Origin of the sequence: Kitasatospora sp. MAP12-44 (genome assembly GCF_029892095.1) — a bacterium.
In the GTDB taxonomy this organism is placed as follows: Bacteria; Actinomycetota; Actinomycetes; order Streptomycetales; family Streptomycetaceae; genus Kitasatospora.
In genome coordinates this window covers 1-16142 of record NZ_JARZAE010000002.1, presented here as the reverse complement: position 1 = coordinate 16142, position 16142 = coordinate 1, and the positions used below count along the sequence as shown (strand labels likewise).

Sequence of the window (16142 nt, the reverse complement as noted above, 5' to 3'; positions counted from 1 at the left end):
TGGGAGGGTTCTGCGCTCGGGGTGGGAGAGTGCTGGGACATCCACCCCGGTCGGTCGGCTACCGGTTGGGTACGGCGTCCTCGATGGCGGCGAGCAGGCGGGCGTGGACGGCGTCGGCGAACCTGGCCCCCGCGGTGCCCTGGGGCGGGCACACTGAGCACGTGACCGAGGACGAGGACATTGATGCTGCCACTGGCCTGTGGGATCCCGGGCCCGGAATGATCCGCTATGCCGAGCGGTACGCGGCCGCGTTCGCCGGCCGCGACCCGTACACCGACGCGTGGCCATGGGCGGGGGCGATCATCGCCTGGCACCGCGAGCGGGCCGATCAGGACCACCGCGTGCGCACCCAGGCGCCGGCCCCGGGCGACGAGCAGTACGAGCTGGTGTGCGCCGCCGTCGCCGAGGCGCTGCGTGTCACGGTCTCGACTGGGCCGGTCGGGACCATCGGCGATGCGGACCTCGGCCGGGTGCAGTTCGCGCTGAGCGTCTGGATCGGCCCGGAGAGCGTCTACCCGCAGCCCGGCAGCAGCGGCTGGCCGGCGCCGGTCGGCCCGCACGCTGCGGCCTGGCGCCAGTTCGTTGCGGCGGTCGAGGCTGGCGACCGCCGTGCGTACCGCACCGCGAGCATCGTGCTGCGCGACCTGGCCGACTTCGCCGTCGGCGGCCCCCACTGGCCGTGGCCGTGCGCGCTGCTCACCGAGCGCCTGGCCGCCGGCAAGGTGCACTACACGGCGCTGGCGGAGCTCGCGCCCGGGCTGCCCGCCGCGCCCCACCCGATTCCGGTGCGGGATCTCGACTGGTACAACGGCCTGGGGTTGGATCTGGTGGAAGTAGCGCTGTAGGAGGGGCTCGGCGGTGGGTTCGCGGAGCTGGGACAGGGCTGTCTCAGCAGCGTCCCAGGGTGTCCGGTTTCGACCGTTTCGCTAGGACAGTCCCAGGCTGTTTCCCCTGCTGGCGGCGTTCTGTGCCCGGGGTGGGAGAGTGCTGGGACATCCACCCCGGTCGGTCGGCTAGCGGTCGGGTGCGGCGTCCTCGATGGCGGCGAGCAGGCGGGCGTGGACGGCGCCGGCGACCTCCCGGGTGGCCGGGTCCGGATCGTCCAGGCGCTCGGCGATCAGCTCGGCGGCCGCGGCGAGGACCGGAACGGGCACGGTCGCCTCGCGCAGGTGCAGCAGTTGGGCCGCGGCCCGCTCGCTGGGGGTGGTGGCTCGGGCGGTGGGGATCAGGGAGCCTATGCCGCGCGGCTGATTGCTGGTCACCCGGTCATTCTCCCGCGCGCCGACCGGTGGTGATCACCACGGCCGGTCTGCGCCGGCCACGGGGGCGGGGCCCTTGTGGTGGTGGCGGGCGACGGCCTCCAGTAGCGCCTGGCGGGCCTGGCGCAGCCGGACGTCCTCGGTGCGTCCGGCGTCGGCGGCCCAGTCGGGCAGCGGTCGGCCCTCGGTCGCCGCGGTGAGCGCGTGGGCGAGGTCGGCCAGGGCCTGGTCCCAGTCGGCGAGTTGACGTATCAGGTCGGCCACCAGCTGATCGACGGCGGCGGCCGGATCGCGGCGGAAGATCCGGCCCTCGGCGGCAGCCTCCGCCAAGACGTCCTCGTCCAGGTCCTCGAACGCCTCCCGCCACCCGGTGGCCGTGGACTCGAAGGTGTCCAGCAGGGAACGCAGCTCGCCGTCCAGGGCGGCGGGCGACCACGGGAGCGGGGTGCGGGGCGCGCGGACGGTGGCGGACAGGAAGCCGGCGCCGGGGCCGAGCCCGCGCCGCGCGGTGGCGCTCATCAGGCCCGGCTCGCGGCGGCCGCGGTGGCGGCGCGTCCGGCGGCGACGGCCTGGTCCAGTTCGCCGGCGAGCAGGGTGAGCTCGCGCTCCAGGTCGCCGAGCACGCAGCCGGGCATCGCGGCCGCGAGCGCGCAGACGGCGACCAGGGCCAGGCGCTCGCCGGGGTGGAGCTCGGGCAGCGTGCCGGTGTAGGTGGCGCCGAGCACCACGTCGGCGGCCAGCGCGTAGCGCAGCTCCCCGGCCAGCTCGCCGTCGCCGCCCGGGATGACCTCCCGTCCGCTCGCCTGCTCGATCGCCTCGGCCGCGCGCTCCAGCACCCGGCCGTGCCCCTCGTCGTCCTGTCGGCCGGCGAGCTCGCGCACCCCACCCGGCCGCTGCTTCCCCCGCGCCGATGGCGCGGTGCAGCGCCGCCACCTCCTGCTGCCGCTGCACCTGGTCCCCGCCGTCGGGGGCCTCGGTCTCGTCGTGGTCGGGGGAGTGCAGCGGCAGCCGGGACAGCGGTGAGGTCGTCATACCGGGTGCAACCGCTGCGGCACCCGCCCGGTCACGGGCAGCAGCGGGTGTAGCAAGGCGAGCCTTGCTACACCCGCTGGGCGGCCGCTGCTGCTGTGTAGCAAGGGGAGCCTTGCTACACCGTGTTCGGCTGCTGCAACCCGCGGCGCTGCTGCTGCTGCGCACCCGGCCTGCTGCACGTCGCAGGCCCACGGGTGCGACTGCGACGGGCTGCGCAATCGCGGACCGGTCCTCGGGTGCGACTGCGACGGCCTGCGCAGAGGCCGGCTGCGCATGCGCAAGAAGCTGGTGAGTTCGCTGCGAACCCGCCCCGTCCGGACTGCGACCGAAACTCCCCACCCCAGGTCAGCGCGTTGCGATCGGGATCGCAGCCAGCGGCCGCGCCCCGGTCGGCGGGCCTCGCCCCGGGCCCGGACCGGGTCTTCGAGCCGCCGCTGCGCAAGCCGCCCACCGCCCGGCCCTTGCGCATGCGCACCCGCCCGGCGCCCCGCATGCGCATGCGCAACGCCCTGGCCTTGCGCATGCGCACGCGTCGGGGCAGCCGCTGCGCATGCGCAGGCCGCGATGCGCGGGGACAACCCGCTGCTCCGCTGGGGACAACCTGCTGCTGCCCGGGCGGGACAACCTGCTGCAGTCCGGTGACACCAATGTGCAGCAGCGGGACAACCTGCTGCCGGACAGCAGGACAAGGGGGTGCCCGGTCACGGCTGGTGGCAGGACAACATGCGGCGCTGCTCCGCTGCACCGGGACAACGTGCCCGGCTGCACCAAGGCTGGGAGGGCGCAGGCGGGACTTTCGAGCCGGTGCGAAAGTCGGGCCAGGGGCGGTCGGCTCAGGCGGGCGGGACTTTCGGACCGATCCGATATGCGCTGGGGTCTGGGTGATCGTCAAGGCTACGATCCGGTCATGAAATACGGATCGGTCCGAAATTCCGGCGGCGCTGACGTGCTGTTCGACGTGGCGGTCGGCGCGGCGTGCGGGCGGCCGGCCTGCCAGAACACGGTGCCGGTGGTGGTCGGGCGTGGGCGCCCCGCGAAGTGGTGCTCGACGGCCTGCAAGTCCAAGGCGGCCCGGGACAAGATCAAGGCCGAGGAGGAGGCCGCGAAGGCTGCGGCCGGGCTGGACCAGGACCAGGCGGAGCAGGCCGCGGTCGGGGCCCGGGTCGAGCTGCTGCGGCTCGCCGAGCTGGCCGTGGACGCCGCCCGCACGTTCCTGCACGCGGTCAACGCCGATCCGGTGGCCGCGTACGAGGAGTTCTACCGTCGGCACGCGTCACTGGGCGTCCGGGCGCAGGAGGCTGCGGAAGACGCACGCGACGCGGTCCGCTGGCCCGACCTGACCGGGTGGGAGCTCGAGCTGCGCCGGGCCGAGGAGACGCTGATGCGCCCGGATGTCCTGGCCCGGGTCTCCCCGGAGCTGAAGGCCAGGACGTCGGCCGAGCCCGTGATTTCGGATCGGTCCGAAAAGCCTGTCCCTGCCGACCCCTCGGGCGGGTCCGTAATTTCGGGCCGATCCGAAAAGGCGTCCGTCCTGGCCGGGTCGGCGGTGCCCGCAGTTTCGGACCGGTCCCAAAAGCGGCCTGCCCGCGTGACGGGCGCGCCGGTGCCCATGCCCGCGGCCGCGCTCCCGGCTTCCGGTGGCTGGCACCCGGACGGGACCGGTTCCTCGGGCGAGCGGGAAGAGCTGGAGGAGGCGGCGCGGCGGCGCGCGTTCACCGACCCGACGCTGCGCTTCGGCGTGGGCGACCGGGTCGAGGACCTGTCCATCACCTTCGGCGCGGGCTGGACGCTGGAGTCCTGGACCCGCCCGGACGCGGACGGCGTGTTCCAGCTGGTGCACCCCGACGGCCTGCCGGTGGGCTGGACCGCTCCGCTGCCGGACGGCCCGTGGGGCCTGGGCGGCTGGGTCGCCCTGCGCCACCGGGCCGACGGCCGCACCGCCGAGGTCCTCACCGGCGACCTGGGCCGACCGCGTACCCACCTCGACTACAGCGAGGCCCTGGAGGCCCTCATGCTCGCCGACGCCGCCCACCGCCCGCCGACGGTGCCGACCGGGCCGCGCCCGGCCCTGAAGCTGAAGCGACCGACCGGCTGGACGGTGCCCACCGAACGCGGCCTGGGCACCCCAAGCCGCTCCGCACTCGGCGGCGCCCTGGTCCACCTCATCTGGCCCCGCCACCACGGCGTCCAGGCGCTGGAGCGCAGCGGGCGGGTACTGGGTTGGATCGAGGAGTATGACGTCGAACGCGGCATCTGGGCCGCCCTCATCGACAGCTCCATCGTCGCCGACGACGCCAGCGGCGAACCCCTGCTCTGCGCGACCAGCACCGACGCCCTCACCCTGCTGCGCCGGGCACTGGTGCAGGAACTCACGCTGTAGCAGCCGGGGCCGAACTCAGCCGACGACTGAACACCGCCGGACCGCGCAGGCTGGGGCGGCGTGGCGCGTCCCAGCCGCCGCGCGGCCGCGCGGGCATGACGCGCCCAGCCGCGGTTGACCCCGCCACGCCGCGCGCCTTCCCGCGCGCGATGGACAGCCCCAGCAGCGTCCGAGCGCGCGCGGCGCGCCTATGGACAGACCCTGCAGAGCGCGCCGCGTGCCGCAGTCACGCGGTCAGCGCGCCGGACTGCGGGCCGACCGCGCCACGCATTTCCGGACAAAGGCGCGTTTCCCCTGGACAGAGACGACCCGCACCCGGTCGTCCGGAGGCGGTTCGTCGACCGCACCGCACCACCGCACCGCGCGTCCGCACCACCGCACCGCACCGCGCGGTGCCCGCGCGCGATGGACAGACCCTGCAGATTCCGTCGCGCGCCAGTTCGCCGCGCGTCGGCTGTGCCGGTGCGCCCCGCGTTTCCCCTGGACAAGGCCGCGTTTCCCCTGGACAAGAGCCGCGCGCGGCGGTCCGGAGGAAGCCCGACCACCGCACCGCACCATCTCCGGGCCGCGCGCCGCGCTGCCCGCGCCGCACCGGCGGGTGCGGTGGGCGCGGCACCGCACCATCTCTTGCGCTCGCCGTGCGGCCTCGCCCGCACCGCGCCGCGCGGTCCGCACCGCACCGCGCGCGCATCGGTTCCTGGGCGCGCGCCGCCCTCTGACGGCCTGTGGTGTCGGTCACGGACATACCGGGAGGACAAGGCCCAAGACCCGGACGAACCGGGCGGGACAAGGTGCCTGGTCAAGGGGTCGGACAAGGGGTGGGGTCAGACCGCGGACAAGGGGGTGCTGTGCAGTGTCGGCGGCACCTGGGCGCTCGCCCGGGTGCCGGGCCCGGCCACCGCGCCGCTTCCGGCTTCCTGCTGACGGAAGGCCAACCCGATGTCCACCACCGCTCTTGCCGCGCCCGACCCGGACGACGGCGACCAGGCCGCCGACCACCTGCCGGACCGGGCGGCGAAGGCCTCGCCCGGCCGGGACAAGGGGTCCGGCCCGGCCTCCACGGGCACCTCCGCCGCCACCTCCACGCCCTCGACGGCTGCTCAGCCTGTTTCCGCAGGCCAGCCGCCCCGGACCAGGGGTCGCGGGCGTGGCGACAACCCTTCTATCTCTGCTGCCGACGGTGAACTGTGGAAGCGGGGATCGACGGGTCCGGTCCGCTGCGGTGTGCTGGTGGCGCTTGCCCTCTTCCAGCGCGCCACCCCGCGGGAGCTGTGGCACCTGGTCCTGCCCGGACAGCGGTCGGACCGGGCGGTCCGGGACGCCGTGCTGGACTTGCGGGACGCGGGCCGGGTGCGCCAGGACGGCCGGGCGCGGGGCCGCAAGCTGTGGTGCCTGACCAAGGCCGGCTACAAGGAGGCCACCGGACTGCTGCCGCCCGGCACGAAGGTGTCGGTGCTGCGCCCCGACGAGCAGAGCGCCGGCTACGACGAGCACGCCCTGGACGTCGCCGCCACGGCCGGGTACTTGGTCCGCGCCGGCCACGGCTCCCCGCTGACCCTGACCACGGAGGTCCGCCACGCGCTGCCGGGCGGCCAGGACCGGTACGCCGACCTGGTGCTGCGCGAGCCCGGCGCGAGGGTGCCGGTGCTCCTGGTGGAGGTGGACCGCGACAACATGACGGTGGGCCAGCTGGTCGAGAAGCTCGCCTCCTACACCGCGTGGTGCGAGCTGCTGGCCAAGGGCGCCGACAAGGTGAAGGCGAAAGCCGCCCGCTGGGACGGTGCGGCCGTCCACGCCCACCGGCACTGGGCGACGCTCTACCCGCCGACCGGCCGCGAGGGCTACCCGCCCGTCGCCCTGGTCCTCACCCCCGGCCGCAAGCGCACCCGCCCCGGCGACAAGCCGCCGACCCCGGCGGAGCTCGCCGCGAAGGCGGAGCTGGACCGGGAGCGGCTGCTGCGCCGCCTCGACCAGGTGGAGGCCGGTTCCGAGGCGTACTGGGGTCCGCGCCCGTACCGGTTCGAGGGGGTGAGTGCCCGCGACTTCCACCAGGCGCTGCCGGTGGTCGCCACCACGCTGCAGCTGCTCGAAGCCGAGGGCGCCGGCGGTCCGGTGTGGCGACGGTTCGGCCGGGACGGCCTGCACACCCTCAACTCCGCGCTCGACAACCCAGACGGCGACCGGCTGCTCGCCCTCGAGCGCCAGGCCGCCACCGAGGCCCGCCGGGCCCGGGAAGAGGCCGAACGCGAGGCGGACCGCCCGGCCTGCACCCGCTGCCAGTCCGCGCTCACCGACAACGAGTGGACCCGGTCCCGGTCCGGCTGGAGCGACGGGCTGTGCGACGACTGCCGGTCCAAGCAGGCCGAGCAGAAGCGGGCGGAGCGCGCGCAGGCCGACGAGGAAGCCGCAGCCGCCGAAGCAGCGGCGGCGAAGTCCAGCTCCTGGTGGCGCCGATCCTGACCCGCCGTCTGCCCCGGCCCGGGGGCCGGATACTGCAACGCGGGGGTGCAACACACTGCAACGCGCCCGGCCGCCCAGCCGCCGCGTTGCGGCCCTGACCTGCGCCGATACCCGGAAACCGGGCCCGGGGCGGGCGGTTGCGTTGCAGTCCTGCGTTGCACCCCGCCCCACACGGTCTGACCTGCACTGGGGAGTTCCCCGGCGCCCCGGTGAGTTTCGCCGACCAAGGTGGTGAGTTCCGGCCGGGCACCTGGTGAGTTTGCCCGCGCAGGTCCCGGCCGGGCCGGTTAGTTCCCGCATCCGCGCAGCTCAGAGGCCGGTTAGAAAACGGCGCGGCTGCTCCGTACGGGTGGCGGTGGGGTTCGGCGGGGTGGTGGGGCGGGCACAGCCCTCGACGTGACGACGTCTTCTTCGACCAGGCGCCCCCGTCGGCGCCGCCGCCCGACTGCACCCGCCACTGCCGCACCCGCAGCGCTGATCCGTGCCCAGGCTCCACCAGCCTCGGCCCGGCAGCGCGGCGCAGGATGCTGCCGGACGATCAGCCTGGGCCAGCCGAGGAAGCGCCCGTGCGGGGGTTGCCTCTGAGATTGCCTCTGGGCTTGCTACTCGGGCTTGCTACTCGGGCTTGCCGCTGGGCTTGCTACTCGGGGTTGCCTCGGCCCCTTCGGGTGATCATGGTGTCTTCGCAGCTCAGAGCGCATTGTCCATAGGGCCGCGGAGCGCCGACTACTTCTCCCTGACCCCTGGCGGTGCCGGGAGAAGTCCAGGCACTGGAGCGGGGGCGGGGTGGGACGAAGGGCAGAGGAAGAGCTGGGGAAGAGCAGGCGCGCAGAGCAGGAGCGGAGACGAGATCCCGGCAACCTGGTGCTGCGCGCCGACGGCGTGATGGGTTGTCCGCTGCGCGGCGGCCCGGCGGCACTGCGTCGCGGCGCCACCGGCGGGAGGGAGGGCGAGGAAGGGCAGGGGGGAGCGCCGGGGGCGGTGGCCGGGTAGGGCCGCTGGCCGGCCGCCGACCTTGATGGTCGCCCAGGCGTCCGCATCGATACCTTGATGGCTGGCCCGCTGCCCGCGCCGATACCTTGGTGGTCTGGTCACGGCGGGATAACGCCACAGGTCAAAGCATTGGTAAGGGCGGTCCGGATACCTTGATGCCCGCCCCGGGCCTCCCGGGACGGGCATCAAGGTATCGGCGGGCGGGTGCTGGTCACGGCTGGGTGCCGGTCAGCTCCCACCAGGGGACGGGGCCGTTGTCGAGGTCGGCGAGCGGCCACCACCGCTCGGCGCCCGGGCCTTCGGCCTCCAGGTCCTCCAGCTTGGCGACACCGGCCGGGACGGTCCGCAGCATCTTGGCGACGTACCGGGTGCGGGCAGCGAGCTCCAGGTCGCCCGCCCGGTTGGCGAAGCCAGCCTGGCCGGTGCCGGTGAGGACGAACAGCAACCGGGGGAAGCGCAGGTACCGGCGCTCCCACAGCGGCACGCCGCCGCCCTGCGCCTCGGTGGTGCCGGGCCGTACCCCGGCCGGCAGGGGAGCGGTCGCCCAGTAGCGGGCGTAGGCGTTCAGCTTGGCGGCCAGGCGCGTGCCGCCCATCGTGCCGCGGTCGAGCTCGACGAACGCCAGGCTGCTGACCCGCGCTCCGTCGCCGGCCTCGCGCGCGTAGTGGAGCAGCCCGTCCGGGCGCACGCTGCCCTCCTTGCCTTCGGCGAAGCGGTGGGTGATCTCCGGGATGAAGTCGAACGCCCCGTAGACGTCACCCCGCTTGCGGGCGTCGGCGAGGAACGCCAGGTGCGTGCGGACCACGGCGAGCTGGTGCCACAGCGTGTACTTGAACGCGGTCTCGTCGCCGGGCAGCCTGGGTGCGGGGATGTCCGCCAGCTCCGGGAAGGCGCCGGCGATGCGGACGCCGTGCTCGGTCAGGAACCAGCCCTTGGTCCGCCCGGACTGCGGCAGCACCAACTCCTCGGCCAGGCCCTCGACGCGCAGCCGCCGCAGCCGGCCGCGCATCTTCTCGATCCCGCTGTCCGGGGCGTGGAGCTGCCGCAGCTGCTCGGCGGTGGCGATCCGGAACTGGAACAGGGAGGCGAGCACGGCCCAGGTGATCTCCACCTCCCGCGTCTCGCCGTCCGGCTCCGTGCCCGTCCTCGCCCTCGCCCGCGTCCTGGTCGTCGACACCATCGGGATCTCTCCTCGGCTTCGGCGCGGAACCGGATGTCCGCGCGGTCGCCGAACTGAACCCCCCGACCCTTGCTGGATACCTTGGTGAACAGCCCCTCCAGTACAACGATCACGCAACGGCGACCATCAAGGTGAGCCGCCAACCTTGGCGGATTCCTTGATGGCAGCCCCGGACACCTTGGTGGACCGGCCGCACACCTTGATGAGGGGGCGTCGGACACCTTGATGACCGCCCCGGGCACCTTGATGAAGCGGCCGGACACCTTGATGACGGGTCAGGAACCCTGGAGAACCGGCACACCCGCCCCCGGGCGGGGGCGGGTTCCCGACAGATCCCGCCGAGCGGGCTACAGCTCCCAGGCCCCGCACAGGGGCCGCTGGTGGTCGGTGAGGGTGTGCCACACCGCCGCGCTGGTGCCGTGCTGCTCGAGGTCGTCCAGGCGGGCCGCGCCGGCCTTCACGGTCATCAGCATCCGGGCGACCAACGGGTGGGCGTCCGCGATGCTCTGGAGGTCGCGGATGCGCTGCCGGGCGGCGCGCTCGCCGGTGTCGGCCAGGACGAACAGCAGCCGCGGGAAGACCACGTAGTGCTGCTGCCAGGCCGGCAGGATGCTCTGCGCTCCGGCGGTGCGCCGCAGGTGCGGCGGGACCGGGTGGTGCTCGCGGAAGCGGGCGTAGCCGATCAGCCTGGCGGCGAGCTTCTCGCTGGCCATCGTGCCGCGGTCCACCTCCACGAACGCCCGGCTGAGCGTCCGGCCGGGCCCGCCGGTCGCGTAGTGCAGCAGGCCGTCGGCGATGACAGCACCGTCCCGGCCTTCGCCGAAGCGGTGGTAGACCTCCGGCAGGAAGTCCAGCGGCGCGCACTCGTCCCCCGCCTTGCGGGCGCCGGCCACGAACGCGGCCTGGGTACGGGTGACGGCCAGGATGTGCCCGACCCGCAGCCGCGCCTCGGTCTTGTCCTCCGGCAGCGGCGGCGAGGCCACGCCCTCCAGCTCCGGGAAGCGGGCGGCGATCCGCGCGCCCCGCTCGGTCAGGAACCAGGCCCGCAGCTTCCCGGCCTGCGGGAGAGTGACGTCCTCGACCAGGCCCTCGTCCTTCAGCCGGCGCAGCCGTCGGCGCATCAGCTCCGGCCGACTGCCGGGGGTGTGGAGTGTGCGCAGCTGCTCGGCCGTGGCCATCCGGAACTGGTACAGCGCGGCGACCACGGCGTGGTCGATCTCGGGCGGCGTCGCCATCACGGGCTCCTCAACGTCGGTGCCCACCGCCCCGGTGGCGGCGAGCACCCGTAGACAAGCCCGCGGTTCTCACCGGATTTCTCACCAAGATCGCCCCATCCGGACACGATCCGACAACGGGTGCACTAACCGGTGCGACAACCGGTGGTGAGAACCGGTGCGCCAACCGGTGGCCGCCCACCCCGGCCACGGCGCCCGGATTTCGGGTAAACCCGCAGCTCAGACGGCACGGTAACAAGGCATCAAGGCGAAACTCACCACCCCGACAACCCTCTCCTTCCCCTTCCTGTCCTTGGCTTTGTGGGTGGTGGTTGGCTGGTTGGGTGGGGCGGTGGCGGTGAGGGTCGCTGCGCCTGCGGCGGGCCTTTCTTCTCTCGCGTCCGGCTGGTGCCGGCCGCTCGCGGTGGGGGCGGGGGCCGGGGCGCGCGGGCGGCCCCGGAAGGCCGCCAGGCCGCCCCGCCGGGCCCGGCTACCGTGTTCCTCGGACACGGCGGGCGCAGGCGGGCAGAGACGGCCTGGAGCGCTTCTCGGCGGGCGCAGTGGCGGCCGGTCTCAGCGCCAGTCGAACCCGAGCGCGGCGAGCCGGTCCAACTGCTCGGTGCGCACGTTCTCCGACAGCGTCGTCAGATCGCCCTGGCTCCGCCTGGTGGTCTGCCCGGCGGCCCTGTCGCGCCCCTTGTCGCGCCCCCTGTCGCGTTGGGGGCTGTCGCGCCCTGTGACCTGGGCGGATGGGCGCTTACCCCCGTGCGAGGTCCGGGCGCGACAGCTGCGCGCGACAGTAGCCGCCGGGGCGGGTGCCGACCTGCGGCAGCTCACCGCGCACCCCGGCCCGACTGCAACGCGGCACCGCAACGCGGGGTGCAACACGGGGTGCAACACGGCCCCGCGTTGCACCCCTGACCTGGGCTTTTGGCTCTTCTGGAGGGTTGTCGGGCCGTGTTGCAGTGGGCGTGTTGCACCCGTATCTGTTGCTCCGTCGCCGCCGTGACCGGCTCGGACCCGTGCTGGAGACGATGGCGGACTCTTGTGGCCCGGTGACCGATCCATCCGGATTGAGCAGCGTTCATGACGGTATGGCGACGGGGCGCGAAAAGTTGTCCACAGGTGAATCTGGGTTGGATCTTGCCGTAGCCCGAACGAGAGGATCTGACACCAAATGACCGGTAACCATGGATTCGCGCACCACGTCTACCCCAAGGGCACGACCGGGTGGGCCTGGTACGGCGGGGAGAGCGCTGACGATCAGATAGCGGAGTGGAGCGGGCAGCTGCGCGACCTGGTGCGAGCCAAGGGCCCGGTGCGCACCCGGGACCGGGCGCGGGCCGGGGTCGTGGACGGGGCGGTGAACCTGTTCGGTCTCCACGGGCTGGCTGAGATCCTGCTGCACCAGATGCGCGTGGTCCGGGACGGCTGCCGGACGTGCCGTCAGCTCCTGCTGGAGTCGTTCGGGGGCGACCCGGCCCTGGTGGCTGCGATGGCGATGTGGGTCTGCAGCCACGTGATGGACACCTACAACGACCTCTCCCGGGAGATGCTGGAGCGCGGTGACGCGGGCTTCCGCCGCATGGCGCGGGCCTACTCACTGAGCGCCTACCGGTACGGCTTCGGAGTGCGCGAGCTGGCGGACATCTACGCGGTCGCCCGGCTGATGGCGCCAGCGGACCTGTACCGGGCGGCCGAGCGGGCGTTGGACGTGCTGGCGGCGGAACACGGTGACCCGCTGGTGTTCGGCTCCCTGTTCGGCAACCACGTGCCCTGCGAGGGCGACGAGGATGCCGAGATGCCCAGCCCCGTGGTCACCGTCGTCACCGCCGCCGACATCGCCGCGCGGTACGCCTGACGCCGCCCGGTCTGCGGCACCTTCCCCACGCATCCCAGCCGCCGACTGCAACACAGGGTGCAACGCGGGCTCCGCGTTGCACCCCTGACCTGGGCCTTTGCCTCCTCCGGGGGGCAGCCGGGCCGTGTTGCAGTGGGCGTGTTGCACCCTGAACGGCCCGGCCCCGGCGCCCGCCTACTCCCAGCGCATGCCCAGTTCGGTGAGCCGGGCGGCGCGTTCGGCGGGGATGTCGGCACGCCTGCTGCGGCTGTTGGCGATGAACAGGCCCAGGCTGATCAGCACGGTGGCGCCGTCGTCGGTGCCGTCGTCCACGACCAGGGGCTCCTTGTGCTTGCGAGGCACATTCAGGTGCCCCTCGCGGGCCCGGTACTGGGCGGCGGCCGCGAGGTTGCGAGCCTCCTTCTCCGCGTGCGAGACCTTCGCCGCCGGCTTCTGCTCTTCGGGCAGGGGTTCGATCCCGAGGACGTGCTCCAGCACCCACTGCTGGGCCGGGCCGAGCTTGTCCCAGCCGACCTGCTGCATGCGGGCCCACCCGGCCAGGTCCTCGCCCTGGACGACGACGCTGCCCGGCGCGGCACCGGCGAGCGTGCCGTCGTCCTTGACGTGACGCCAGGCCAGGGCGAAGGCCCGCTGCCACTCCACCGACCAGGCCGGGCACCATGCCGGGTCGATCTCATCCAGCGCGGCCTTGCGGTCAGCGGTCAGCGCTCCCGTCCAGTCCAGGCCGGTCTCGCCGGCCTCGGCACGCCGCTGGAGCGCTTCGGTGCGCCGCTGCGCGGTGCGCAGGTTCTTCATGATGGTCCCGACCGGCCGCCCGCCCCACACGGCCTCGTTCGGCGGGCAGGCGTGGCCGTGCTCGGCGGCGTACCCGGCGACCGCGGTGAGGTTGTCGGTGAAGGCCGAGTCGAATGCGGACCAGACGAACCCGAGCGCGTTCAGCTCCTTCACCCGCTCGTCGTCGAGGACTCCGGCGGCCTTGTAGCGGCGCTGGTCGGCCACCCACGCCCCGAGCCGGTGCCCGGACGGCGCGACGTAGGCGTAGGCGACCTTCACGTCCCCGAACGCCTTCTTGTAGGCCAGCAGCTCCTCCAGGCCCCGCCGGAACTCGGCCCGCTCCGGCTCCAGCACCCTCGTGCGCACGAACGCCGCAATCAGCGCCGGGTCGCGCTGGGTGGAGAACTGCAGCAGCTGCTCCCCGGCTTCGCCTGAGCGGCGCTCGTCCGGGTCGCCGGCGTGCCTCGGCTCACGGGGAGGCCGGGTCTCGGACTGCGGCATCGCCAGGCGCTCCACGGCAGCGGAGTCGTGCGATCGGAGCGCCATCAACAGCTTGGCGAGCCCATCGAACGCCTTCGAACTGAGCAGCTCCGTGCCGCTCTCCCCAGGCCCGAGGATCACCGGCACGACGATGGTGGCCACCTTCCCGCTGCCCGGGTGCATCCGCAGCGCCCGGCCCACGGCCTGCACCAGGTCGACCATCGAGCCGCGCACGTCCGCGAAGAAGACCGAGTCGCAGTCGAACGTATCGACGCCCTCGCTCAAGACCTTCACCGAGGAGAGCACGTAGCGCAGCAGCCGCAGCCCGTCGTCGGCGAGCAGCGAGGAGAAGTCCCCGAGCGTCTTACGCCGCTCGGCGGCGGTGTGCTCGGACTCCAGCCAGCTCGTACCGATCAGCTCCGGGGCCGCGTGCAGCGCCGGGTCCTGCTCCCACAGCACCTTCGCCACGTCGTGCAGCCCGGTGCTGAGCGCCCGCGCCTCCGCCACCATGTGATGGAACGACAGCACCCGGGCCAGGTCCCACTCGGCGGCAGCGGTCAGCAGAGCCGTCTGCAGGGCCGCCAGCCGGGCGCCCCGGTACTCCACCGACATCTCGCTCGCACCGCGCTGCTCCAGCCCCTGGAGGACCGGGTCCGAGACGTCGACGCACACGATGCGGTAGGGGGCGATCACGCCATCCGACACTGCCTGCCCGAGCGGATAGTCATGGGCGATGGGGCCGAAGGCAGCCAGGCTCTCGTCGTCCATGCTCGCGATCAGCTCGGCCGACCCGATGCCGGCCGCCGCCGCCCGCTCTCGATCCCGCTCCTTGACGGCCCACAGCCTCGGCGTGGCCGTCATGAACAACCGCCGGTCACACGGGATCCGGGTGTTGTCCAGGATCGCCGCCCACGGCTTCCCAGCCTGGCCACTGACACGGTGAGCCTCATCAACTACCGCCAGCGAAAACGGCTCCAAACCCTCCTGATGCGCCTTCTCCAAGTGGCCGAGGCCCAGGCTGGCGTACGTGGCGAACACCGTCACCCGCTCCGGCCCGGCCGTCCAGCGGATCAACTCCACCGGATCGGTGGTGCACGCGATCCCCGGCTGCTCGCTGCCCTTGAGGGAGCAGAGCCCCACCATCCGCCCGCCGTGCCCCTCCCGCTTCCACACGGCCACCGTCTGCTCCAGCAGCGGCAGCGACGGCACCAGCACCAGCGTCCGCTCCGAGCGCAGCCGCCCGGCCACGTGCACGGCCGTCAAGCTCTTGCCGGAACCCGTCGCCGCGCGAACCTGACACCGCAGCCCCTCCGGAGGCAGCAGACCCGACGCCGGAGGCGTCAGAAGTCGTACCGAAGCGTCACACGCCTCTTCCTGATTAGGACGGAGCTTCTTAGACATGACGGGCAATTCCTTCCAGCTGGAATTCGGGTGACGCGGTAGCAGGACCAGTACGGGGTAATTCAGCTATTCACGGCGAAGGGGAAACCCGAACTCCGGGCACGCGGACCAAGCCCTCACCGGTGCTCTCGACGTTCTCCGCCAAGACCTCCAGCACCCGCTCCGCAGACACCCCCAACTCAGCCGCCAGCGCCACCAGGCGCTGCTCCGCCTCGGCGGACAGCTCCACCGCCAGCTGCTGCCCGGCCTCCACCCGGCGGGTGCGGCGAAGCCGCTGCGTCCCCTCTTGCTGCGCCGCTACAAGGTCCCGGTACTCCGCGTCCCAGACCTGGGCCTGCTCGTCGTGGGCCGCGTCGTAGGCAGCCAGCCCCTCGGCGCGGACGAGCTCGGCAATCCGCTCCCACTCGTCGGCCTCCTCCTTCGCGGAGGGCCCATAGTCCAGCAGGCCGGCCTCCCGCTCCCACCAGCGAGCCTGTCCCACCTGGTTGGCGAGATACTCCGGAGATTTCCCCTGGGCCTTATGGCGCACAGCGGATCGAGCGAGATAGATTCCGTAGGAGCTTTCAGCCACCGTATTTCTCCTCTACTGAAACCGCGCCATCCAGCGGGCCGGAGGCCCTACCGAAGCCCAGCTGACAGCACAGAGTCTAGCGGGCTGCTGTCTTTGATGCACGAGAACGGGCGAAGCCCGCCCCTCCACCACCCCAACGAGTGACCCCACCACATGACCACCCATCACCCAACCACCCCCCAAGGCGCGAAGCCCCCCACCCACCACCCCAGCCAGCCTGGGCGAAGCCCGGCACCCACCCCCACCCCACCAAGGGCCGAAGGCCCCACCCTGACACCCACCCAACTACGCAGCGAAGCGCGGAGTTGACCCACCACCACCCAAGCCCGCGCAGCGCCCGCCACCCCACCCGATCGGGCGCAGCCCGATCCGGCCGGCGCAGCCGGCCCGCCGCCCGCGCACCGCGCGGGCCAGCCCTCGGCGAAGCCGAGGGCCCCCGGCCAAAGGCCGGGGCAGTACCGGCGCCGAAGGCGCCGCGCAGCGCCGAAGGCGCAAGCAACCCGGGCCGAAGGCCCGTGGTTACCCGGCGTAGCCGGG

Annotated in this window: 11 protein-coding genes; 4 read left to right on the top strand and 7 right to left on the bottom strand. The window is 73.3% G+C overall.

The annotated features are described in order from the left end of the window. Window positions 1-161 precede the first annotated feature (161 nt). On the top strand, window positions 162-845 hold the full coding sequence (locus P3T34_RS00345) for a hypothetical protein (RefSeq protein WP_280663900.1): 684 nt from the start codon (window positions 162-164) through the stop codon (window positions 843-845). Between the two features lie 168 nt (window positions 846-1013). Here P3T34_RS00345 and P3T34_RS00340 read toward each other — a convergent pair whose 3' ends face one another. The 3 genes from P3T34_RS00340 to P3T34_RS00330 are packed head-to-tail and all read right to left on the bottom strand — an operon-like array spanning window position 1014 to window position 2140. Next, window positions 1014-1262: a hypothetical protein gene (locus tag P3T34_RS00340; protein ID WP_280663899.1), complete on the bottom strand. Its 249-nt coding sequence runs from the start codon at window positions 1260-1262 to the stop codon at window positions 1014-1016. A 33-nt stretch (window positions 1263-1295) separates the two neighbouring features. Then, window positions 1296-1778 carry a hypothetical protein gene (locus P3T34_RS00335; protein ID WP_280663898.1) on the bottom strand — a complete coding sequence of 161 codons (483 nt, stop codon included), beginning with the start codon at window positions 1776-1778 and terminating at the stop codon, window positions 1296-1298. After that, window positions 1778-2140: a hypothetical protein gene (locus P3T34_RS00330; RefSeq protein WP_280663897.1), complete on the bottom strand. Its 363-nt coding sequence runs from the start codon at window positions 2138-2140 to the stop codon at window positions 1778-1780. The genes P3T34_RS00335 and P3T34_RS00330 overlap by 1 nt, the downstream gene beginning before the upstream one ends. 1058 nt (window positions 2141-3198) lie before the next feature. Here P3T34_RS00330 and P3T34_RS00325 point away from each other — a divergent pair. Together P3T34_RS00325 and P3T34_RS00320 are read left to right on the top strand one after the other, a co-directional pair. Beyond that, window positions 3199-4671, top strand: a complete 1473-nt coding sequence (locus P3T34_RS00325) for a hypothetical protein (protein WP_280663896.1) — start codon at window positions 3199-3201, stop codon at window positions 4669-4671. 939 nt (window positions 4672-5610) lie between these two features. Next, window positions 5611-7131: a hypothetical protein gene (locus P3T34_RS00320; protein WP_280663895.1), complete on the top strand. Its 1521-nt coding sequence runs from the start codon at window positions 5611-5613 to the stop codon at window positions 7129-7131. Between the two features lie 1204 nt (window positions 7132-8335). Here P3T34_RS00320 and P3T34_RS00315 read toward each other — a convergent pair. Both P3T34_RS00315 and P3T34_RS00310 read right to left on the bottom strand, forming a co-directional pair. Then, complete coding sequence (locus tag P3T34_RS00315; protein WP_280663894.1) at window positions 8336-9304, bottom strand: replication-relaxation family protein; 969 nt, start codon at window positions 9302-9304, stop codon at window positions 8336-8338. 347 nt (window positions 9305-9651) lie between these two features. Further along, entirely contained in the window at window positions 9652-10539 is an 888-nt protein-coding gene (locus P3T34_RS00310; RefSeq protein WP_280663893.1) for a replication-relaxation family protein, read from the bottom strand. A 1156-nt stretch (window positions 10540-11695) separates the two neighbouring features. Here P3T34_RS00310 and P3T34_RS00305 point away from each other — a divergent pair. Next, the gene (locus P3T34_RS00305) at window positions 11696-12379 is read left to right on the top strand and encodes a hypothetical protein (RefSeq protein ID WP_280663892.1); all 684 of its coding nucleotides are present in this window, start codon (window positions 11696-11698) and stop codon (window positions 12377-12379) included. A 174-nt stretch (window positions 12380-12553) separates the two neighbouring features. On the opposite strand, the gene P3T34_RS00300 is transcribed toward P3T34_RS00305, so the two are convergent. Next, entirely contained in the window at window positions 12554-15034 is a 2481-nt protein-coding gene (locus tag P3T34_RS00300) for a DEAD/DEAH box helicase (protein ID WP_280663891.1), read from the bottom strand. Window positions 15035-15104: 70 nt separating this feature from the next. Beyond that, complete coding sequence (locus P3T34_RS00295; protein ID WP_280663890.1) at window positions 15105-15515, bottom strand: hypothetical protein; 411 nt, start codon at window positions 15513-15515, stop codon at window positions 15105-15107. Window positions 15516-16142 lie beyond the last annotated feature (627 nt).

Excerpts from the sequence above, each read along its gene's own strand:
- P3T34_RS00310 (WP_280663893.1), bottom strand. The coding sequence starts at position 10,539 with ATGGCGACGCCGCCCGAGATCGACCACGCCGTGGTCGCCGCGCTGTAC.
- P3T34_RS00335 (WP_280663898.1), bottom strand. The coding sequence starts at position 1,778 with ATGAGCGCCACCGCGCGGCGCGGGCTCGGCCCCGGCGCCGGCTTCCTG.
- P3T34_RS00300 (WP_280663891.1), bottom strand. The coding sequence starts at position 15,034 with ATGTCTAAGAAGCTCCGTCCTAATCAGGAAGAGGCGTGTGACGCTTCG.
- P3T34_RS00315 (WP_280663894.1), bottom strand. The coding sequence starts at position 9,304 with ATGGTGTCGACGACCAGGACGCGGGCGAGGGCGAGGACGGGCACGGAG.
- P3T34_RS00325 (WP_280663896.1), top strand. The coding sequence starts at position 3,199 with ATGAAATACGGATCGGTCCGAAATTCCGGCGGCGCTGACGTGCTGTTC.
- P3T34_RS00305 (WP_280663892.1), top strand. The coding sequence starts at position 11,696 with ATGACCGGTAACCATGGATTCGCGCACCACGTCTACCCCAAGGGCACG.
- P3T34_RS00320 (WP_280663895.1), top strand. The coding sequence starts at position 5,611 with ATGTCCACCACCGCTCTTGCCGCGCCCGACCCGGACGACGGCGACCAG.